The sequence below is a fragment of the Halomonas sp. BC2 genome (assembly GCF_002078115.1).
Lineage (GTDB): Bacteria > Pseudomonadota > Gammaproteobacteria > Pseudomonadales > Halomonadaceae > Vreelandella > Vreelandella stevensii.
Genome location: NZ_LFGT01000002.1, coordinates 8,626 through 16,410, shown reverse-complemented (window position 1 = coordinate 16,410; position 7,785 = coordinate 8,626). Strand labels below are relative to the sequence as shown.

The window sequence follows — 7,785 nt, the reverse complement described above, 5'->3', positions numbered from 1 at the left end:
CTCGACCTGTTGAGCAGCATCGAGGAAACCGCCCAGGCGCTGGCGTGCCCGGTCATGATCGAAGGCTATGCGCCGCCCCGAGACCCGCGTCTGTCCAGTTTCCAGATCACCCCGGACCCCGGCGTCATCGAGGTCAACATCATGCCGGCCGACAGCTGGCCAGCGCTGGTCGCCCAGACCGAACGGCTCTACGATGAAGCCCGCCAGGCGCGGCTGGGCACCGAAAAATTCATGGTCGATGGCCGCCATACCGGCACCGGCGGCGGCAACCATGTCACGCTGGGCGGCCTGACACCGGAGGACTCCCCGTTTCTACGTCGGCCGGACCTGCTGGCCAGTCTGGTGACCTACTGGCAGCACCACCCGAGCCTGTCGTATCTGTTTTCCGGGCTGTTCATTGGCCCGACCAGTCAGGCCCCGCGAGTGGATGAAGCCCGCCACGAGGCGCTCTACGAGCTGGAAATCGCCCTGCAACAGATGCCCGAAGGCGAGGTCGTTCAGCCCTGGCTGGTGGACCGACTGCTGCGCCACCTGCTCACCGACCTGACCGGCAACACCCACCGCGCCGAGTTCTGTATCGACAAGCTCTACTCACCGGACAGCGACAGCGGCCGGTTGGGGCTGCTGGAGCTGCGCGGCTTTGAAATGCCTCCCCACGCGCGTATGGGCCTGATGCAGACGCTGCTCATTCGCGCCCTGGTGGCGCGCTGCTGGAAGACGCCCTACCGTGCGCGCCCGGTACGCTGGGGCAGTGCCCTGCAGGACCGCTGGATGCTGCCCCACTACCTGTGGGAAGACCTGAACGATGTGCTGCACGATCTGCGTCACCATGGGTTCGATTTCGAGTTGGAGTGGTTTGCGCCATTCCGGGAGTTCCGCTTCCCGGTGCATGGCCGCTTGCATACTCCCATGCTCTCCATAGAGCTGCGCCAGGCCATCGAGCCCTGGCACGTGCTGGGTGAAGAAGCCACGGCAGGCGGTACCGCCCGCTATGTGGACTCCTCGGTGGAACGCCTGGAAGTGAAGGTCAACGGCATGAGCGGCGACCGCTACGTGGTGACCTGCAATGGCCGCCAGGTACCGCTCTCCCCCACCGGACGCAACGGCGAAGCCGTCGCAGGCGTGCGCTACCGGGCCTGGCAGCCGCCGTCGGCCCTGCACCCCCAGATTCCCGTTCACGCTCCGCTGGTATTCGATGTCATCGACACCTGGAACCAGCGTTCGGTGGCGGGCTGCACCTATCACGTCGTGCATCCCACGGGGCGCAGTTTCGAGACGTTCCCGGTCAATGCCTTCGAAGCCGAAGCCAGACGCCTGGGTCGCTTTAGCGACAGTGGCCACGGCCATGGCTACCAGGCGCCCATGCCAGAAGCCCTCAGTCAGGAACTGCCGTGTACCCTTGACCTACGCTGGAGCCCGCGCCGATGAGGTAGTAATGCTTTCCTATCGGCGCTAGCTGCAGGATAATCCGCCCCTTACTCGCTCAGGACTCTCAGGATCATGACTGCCCCTGTCTCTCCCTCACTGCTTGAGCTCGGCGCTGCCGGGCTCATCGAGGACTACTTGAATCAGCTAGGCAAGGGACAGCCCGGCACGTTTGATGCGATGCTCGACCGTCAGGGCCAACTGCGCCCCGGCTGGCAGGGCCTGCTTGGCGCTCTGGAAAGCCTGGGTGCCGAGGGCCGCTATCAGCAGCATGAAGAGCTTCAGCGCCTGCTGGCCGAGAACGGCGTCATCTTCAATATGCACGATGACACCCAAGGGCGCGCCTGGCGGCTGGACCCGCTTCCCTGGGTCATCGACCAGGCGCAATGGCAAGCGCTGGAAATCGGCCTGACCCAGCGTACGCGGCTATTCAATGCGCTGTATGACGACCTGTACGGCCCGCGCACGCTATTCGATGCGGGCCTGCTGCCCACCCAGGCGCTGCTGGCCTCGCCCCACTTCCTGCTGCCCTGCCACGGCTCTCAGCCCAGCGACCGTCCTGCGATCAGCTTTCACGGCATCGACGTCATCCAGGATGCCGAAGGGCAGTGGCGCGTCATTGGCGACCGGCTGCAAGCGCCTTCCGGCACCGGTTTCACGCTGGAAAACCGCATTCTCATGGCCCGCGCGCTGCCTGAAATGTACCGCAACGCGCCGCTGAAGCGCCTGGCGGGTTTCCTGGATAAATACCACCGCACGCTGACCGCACTGGCCTACCAGCACCGCGACAACCCGACCGTGGTGCTGTTGACCCCGGGGCCGGGCAGCCCACGCTATTTCGAGCATGCCTACCTGGCCAACTACCTGAACATCGACCTGGCAGAAGGCCAGGACATGGTCGTGCGCGATAGCCAGCTCTGGTTACGTACCCTGGGCGGCCTGCAGCCGGTGGACGTGGTGCTGCGCCACTGCGACGACGCCTACTGCGACCCGCTGGAACTACGCGGTGACTCCCAGCTGGGCGTCCCGGGCCTACTGCAAGCCGCTCGGGCCAGCGGCGTAGCCATGTCGAATGCGCTAGGCGTAGGCGCTCTGGAGCTGCCGGAGCTGGCTGACTACCTGCCAGCACTCTGCCAGCACCTGCTGGGGGAAGCACTGCTACTGCCCAGCGCCAATGCCCAGACGCCTTCTGCCACGGCCCCCCTGTTCGACCCGCACATGCAGCGGCTGTCGCCCACCACCCTGAACCTGCGCTGTTTCGTTTCCAGAGCCCCGGGCAGCGTCGCGACCCGCAGCCAACAGCCCAGCGATTATCACGTCATGCCGGGGGGGCTTGCCTGGGTGGGCACTCCCGGCTCGCCGTCGCTCAGCAGCCCCATCGTCAAGGACGTCTGGGTGACCGCCAACACGCCCCAGCCTCACGTCAGTCAACTGCGTCAGGCACGCGGTCCCGTGGTGGCTACCCGCGATGGCACCGACCTGCCCAGCCGGGTAGCGGAAAGCCTGTTCTGGCTGGGTCGCTACGGCGAACGGCTGGATGCCCGTGCCCGTTTGCTACGCGAAGCCTTGATGCGTCTGATGGAGTATGACCAGGACGAAATTGCCGACCAGCTACTGGACGAGCTGCTGCTGGCGCTGGAAATCACTACCTTGAACGGCGACGGCGAAGGCGCCAAACCCCCGCTGGTGGGCTTTGCCCAAAAACGCACGGCGCTGCTGGCCCAGTTCGACGAGCAAGACGCTCAGGCCCTCAAGCCGCTGTTTGCTCATTTGCTACGTAACGCTCGAAGCGTGCGTGACCATCTGGGCGACGACTCCTGGCGGGTGGTGCATCAGCTACGCCAGCGAGTGGATACGTTCAGCCCCAGCCTGGGCGCCAGCGCGGCGCGGCGCGCCTGTGAAGGATTATCGGCGCAAATTGCCGCTTTCTTTGGGCTGTGCAACGAAACCATGCCCCATCACTACGGCTGGCGGTTCATGGACATCGGGCGCTTTCTGGACCGCGTGCTTGGGCTGCTATCGCTGCTCAAGCTGACCCTGAACGCGCCCCATTCGCCGGGGCTGGCGCTCTGGGAAGTCGTGTTGGCCACCACGGACAACTTCACCGCCTATCGTCGCCGCTACCGCAGCGAGCTGCACCCCGAGGCCATTCTCGACCTGCTGCTGTTCGACGAGACCAACCCTCGCTCGGTGGGCTACATGCTCAAGCGCCTGGAGCGGCAGATGGATCGCCTACCCGGCAGCTCGTCGCCCTACCGCAACGCCGAACGGCGGCTGCTGATCCAGGCCAATGCCGCCCTGCACCTGGCCGACATCGACCGTCTGAGCCATCTGGCCGACACTCCCGATGCCCAGGCCGCGTTGGAACAGCTGCTGGATGAGCTGATTGCGCCGCTCAGCGCCCTCTCGGACGCCATCAGCCACAGTCATTTCAGCCATGTAGAGCGACCGCGCCAACTTGTCAGCATGGAGCCCGACGAATGAATTACACCCTGCGGCACACCACGCGCTACCACTACAGCGCGCCCGTGACCCTGTGCCACAGCGAGGCGCGCGTGCTGCCTCGCAAGACGCAGCACCAGCAGTGCGGGGCCTCCGAGCTGACCATCAGCCCCATGCCTCACGTGCAGGCAGAGCGGCGGGACGTGTTTGGCAATCGGGTACTTTACTTCGCCATGGAAGAGGTGCACCAGACACTGGACGTGACGGTCGTCACGCCTTTGAACACTCAACCCCTGGGGCCGCTGCCTGCCAGTTCGCCCAGCTGGGAAAACGTGGCAGCGCAACTGCGCCAGGACAGCCGTTTCGACATGCAGCTGTATCGGCTGGATTCGCCATTCATTCGCCGCAACGATGAGCTGGCCGACTTTGCCCGCACCTGTTTCACGCCTGGCCGCCCGCTGGTAGAAGCCGCCATGGCCCTCAACCAGACCATCTACGATACCTTCGAATACGACCCCAGTTTCACCACCCTGGCCACCCCCTTGAGTGATGTACTGGCCAACCGCCGGGGCGTCTGCCAGGACTTTGCCCACCTGGCCATTGGCGCGCTGCGTTCGGTGGGCCTGCCTGCCCGCTATGTCAGCGGCTATCTGGAAACCCAGCCTCCCCCCGGCCAGCCCCGCCTGATTGGCGCCGATGCCTCCCACGCCTGGCTGGCCGTGTGGATCCCCGACTGGGGCTGGCTAGCCCTGGACCCCACCAACGGCACCCTGGCCGGTGAACAGCATCCGGTGCTGGCCTGGGGTCGCGACTACGCCGATGTGGCCCCGCTCAAAGGAGTCATGAACGGCGGCGGGGAGCACCAGCTCGAAGTGGAAGTGGATGTCATGCCGCTCACCGAGCACAGCGTCGCCTGAACCGCCTGCGCTGGCCGTCGGCGGCACGCCCCAGCAAGTCAGCGCTGAATCAGGCCATTGGTCAGCCACGGCTGCCAGGCCAGCAGCACCAGCGTGGCCAATGTGGCCAGCAGGAACGGCAGCAAGGCGCGGAAAATTTTCAGCGGCGGCGCGCCGGTCATGGAGGAGGCGATGAACAGCCCCGCTCCCACTGGCGGGGTCAGTAGCCCCATCACCAGCGTCAGGCACACCACCACGCCAAACTGGTAAGGGCTGATCGCAAACTGACTCTGCGCAATGGGCATCAGAATGGGGACCACCAGGATCAGTGCAGCAATGCCATCGATGATCATGCCCACCAGCAGCAGCGCCGCAATCACCAGCAGCAGGAACACGAAAGGATCACTGGTCAGCGCAGCAATCCACGCGGCGGCCATCTGCGGCAAGCGCTCATACACCACCACCCAGCCAAATACCCCGGCGGCGGCAATCAGCATGATCACCAGCCCTGCATTCATGGCCGTACGTGCCAACACCTGCGGGAGCTGCGCCAGGCGCAGGTCGCCATACACCCAGCGCCCCATCAGCAGGGCCGCCAGCGATGCCAGGGCAGCCGACTCCGTGGGCGTCGCAATGCCCAGCAGAATGCCGCCAATGATGATCACCGGAATCAGCAGCGCGGGCAGCCCCCAGAGCGCGTCGTGAAGCGCCTGCTGGCGGCTGGGCCACTCCCCCTTGGGGTACTGCTGGACCAGCCCCACCAGCGCAATGACCACGAAAAAGCTGGCCCCTAACAGCAGCCCGGGCAGCAGTCCGGCAATGAACATTTCGGCGATCGGCACCTGCGCCATGACGCCAAACAGTACGAACAGCATCGAGGGCGGAATGATCGGCGATAGCAAACCACCGGCGGCGGTAATCGCGGCGCTGTAGGGCTTGTCATACCCCTCCTGCTCCATGGCGGGCACCATGGCCCGCGACATGATGGCGATTTGCGACGCTGCAGAACCAATGATCGCCGCCATCATCATGTTGGCCACCAGGTTGATATACGCCAGCCCACCGCGAAACCCGCCCACCAGCAGCCGCGCCAGGGCGATCAGCCGTTTGGTCAGGCCGCCTTCGTTCATCAGCTCGCCCGCCAGCATGAACAGCGGAATGGCCAGCAGTCCGTAACTCTCGATGGCGCTGAACAGCTGCTGAGGGTACGAATCGAACAGCACCGCATTGCCCGATGCCTGGATATACCACATGGCCGTGAGCGCCAGCACCAGCGCAATCGGCACCGTCCCCAGCAGCAGAATCAGAAATACCACAACGGTCATGTGCGTTCCCTCAGCCCCTGAACGGATTGCAGCAGGTTGGCCACGCCGTGCAGGCTGAGCGACAGCGCAAACCAGGGCACGATCAGCCACGCCCAGAATTTCTTGATGCCCAGCGTGGAGGTGTTTTCGGCGTAGATGAAATTGAAGGTCTGGCCCTGGAAGGCGCGCACATCGAACCCGGCCTGGGCCAACGCCCAGGGTTGATACCAGCGCCAGCAGAGCCACGCCAACAGCAGCGCAAACAGCAGCACCATGGCGTCCACCGCCAAGGTAATGGCACGCTGCCCCGTGGCGGGCAACAGATCGCTGAGCAGCGTCACGGCAATGCCCTGGCGGCGCTTCAAGACCGCCCCGGCAATCAGGAACGTCATCCAGATCATGGCGTAGATAGCCAGTTCACTGACCCAGTAAAGCGGATTGCCCAACGCCCGAAAGGCAATGTTGGCGAGGATGAGACACGTGACCGCCGCTGCCAGGGCAGCGGCGGTCATCTCTTCGTAACGGGCAAGCCTGAGGGAGAGGCGTTGCAGCATGATCATCGAAAGCCTCTGGTTCAGCGCTACTCGTCGCGCAAGCGGTCAGCTTCCGCCCGCAGGGTTTCCAGCATCGGAGCCTTGGGCGCCCAGATACCCTCCCACTGGGCGATGGCATCGGCAAAGAACTCGGCATCCGCTTCCACGATGTTGATATCCAGGGCGCGAATTTCCTCTTCCTGGGCGGCGTCCATGGCTTCGAAGCCGCTCAGCACATTGTCGAGATGCTCGGCCATGGCGGTTTCGAACAGCTCACGATCCTGTTCCGACAGCTCACGCCACACACGCCCCGACACCACGCCGACCATGGGGAACATCATATGGTTGGAGATCAGCAGGTTTTGCGCCTGCTCATGAAATTTCAGGATCAGGATGGAATCGAAATCCATGTCGATGGCATCGACCTGACCGTTGGCCAGGGCATCGTAGACTTCCAGCAGCGGCATGGGCGCAGGCGCGGCTCCGGTGGCCGTGTAGAAATCACGGATCGGCTCGAAGGGCGTGATGCGCAGGCGCTGGCCGCGAAAATCAGCGGCGCTCTCGATGGGGCTGCGGCTGAGCACCTGACGCATACCGACCATGCCATACCCCAGCCCTACCAGGCCCACGCCTTCCGGCATCAGCTCGAGCAGCTCGGCCGCCGCCTCGGAGCGCAGCAGGCGCGCGGCATGGTTGACGTCATCCACCAGGTAGGGCGCATACAGCGCACCAAAATCCGGTATCCGGTTGGAGATTTCGGCGATGGTCAAAAATGCCATGTCCAGGGCACCGGTCTGCAGCTGCTGCACCATTTGCGCTTCGTTGCCTAGCTGCTGGGCAGGAAAAACGCTTACGCTGTGCTCGCCGTTCGAGCGTTCGTGCACGGTTTGCGCAAAGGCTTCGGCTTCCGTCGACCAGAGGTGCTGGGCGGGCGTGATCAGCCCCAAGCGAAAGTCCCGCGCCTGGGCGCTCAGGGAAGTGACGGCCAAAGCAGCCGCCGCACAGGCCAGTGTCAGCGTTTTGAGTCGTTTCATGCAAAGCCTCTCGGGATCCCAGCGGCAAGACCAGCGTCTTGCGTTATTTTCGTTAGCGCCTTGAGAATACCCCAGCTACTTCGTTGATAACACCCGTGCTTTTGGTATCCCGCTTGACGCTCCGGCGCAAAAGACAGGATGATAGGCGTTC

The 7,785-nt window shown here is 64.2% G+C and carries 6 protein-coding genes; 3 read left to right on the top strand and 3 right to left on the bottom strand.

All coding sequences use genetic code 11. The features are described from left to right. From B7L71_RS00625 to B7L71_RS00615, 3 genes are all read left to right on the top strand, one after another. Positions 1 to 1,428 (top strand): transglutaminase family protein (locus B7L71_RS00625; RefSeq protein WP_170919408.1); only part of this gene is annotated, 1,428 nt, incomplete at its 5' end. A gap of 72 nt (positions 1,429 to 1,500) precedes the next feature. Further along, positions 1,501 to 3,909 (top strand): circularly permuted type 2 ATP-grasp protein, encoded by a 2,409-nt coding sequence (locus B7L71_RS00620; RefSeq protein ID WP_016916447.1) that lies wholly within the window; start codon positions 1,501 to 1,503, stop codon positions 3,907 to 3,909. Then, positions 3,906 to 4,784: a transglutaminase-like domain-containing protein gene (locus B7L71_RS00615; protein ID WP_081135168.1), complete on the top strand. Its 879-nt coding sequence runs from the start codon at positions 3,906 to 3,908 to the stop codon at positions 4,782 to 4,784. The genes B7L71_RS00620 and B7L71_RS00615 overlap by 4 nt, the downstream gene beginning before the upstream one ends. Before the next feature lie 38 nt (positions 4,785 to 4,822). Here the strand turns inward: B7L71_RS00615 and B7L71_RS00610 are convergent, their stop codons facing one another. The 3 genes from B7L71_RS00610 to B7L71_RS00600 are packed head-to-tail and all read right to left on the bottom strand — an operon-like array spanning position 4,823 to position 7,634. Further along, the gene (locus B7L71_RS00610; protein WP_081135167.1) at positions 4,823 to 6,088 is read right to left on the bottom strand and encodes a TRAP transporter large permease; all 1,266 of its coding nucleotides are present in this window, start codon (positions 6,086 to 6,088) and stop codon (positions 4,823 to 4,825) included. Then, positions 6,085 to 6,627: a TRAP transporter small permease gene (locus B7L71_RS00605; RefSeq protein ID WP_016916444.1), complete on the bottom strand. Its 543-nt coding sequence runs from the start codon at positions 6,625 to 6,627 to the stop codon at positions 6,085 to 6,087. The genes B7L71_RS00610 and B7L71_RS00605 overlap by 4 nt, the downstream gene beginning before the upstream one ends. A gap of 20 nt (positions 6,628 to 6,647) precedes the next feature. Beyond that, complete coding sequence (locus tag B7L71_RS00600; RefSeq protein ID WP_016916443.1) at positions 6,648 to 7,634, bottom strand: TRAP transporter substrate-binding protein; 987 nt, start codon at positions 7,632 to 7,634, stop codon at positions 6,648 to 6,650. Positions 7,635 to 7,785: the final 151 nt, after the last annotated feature.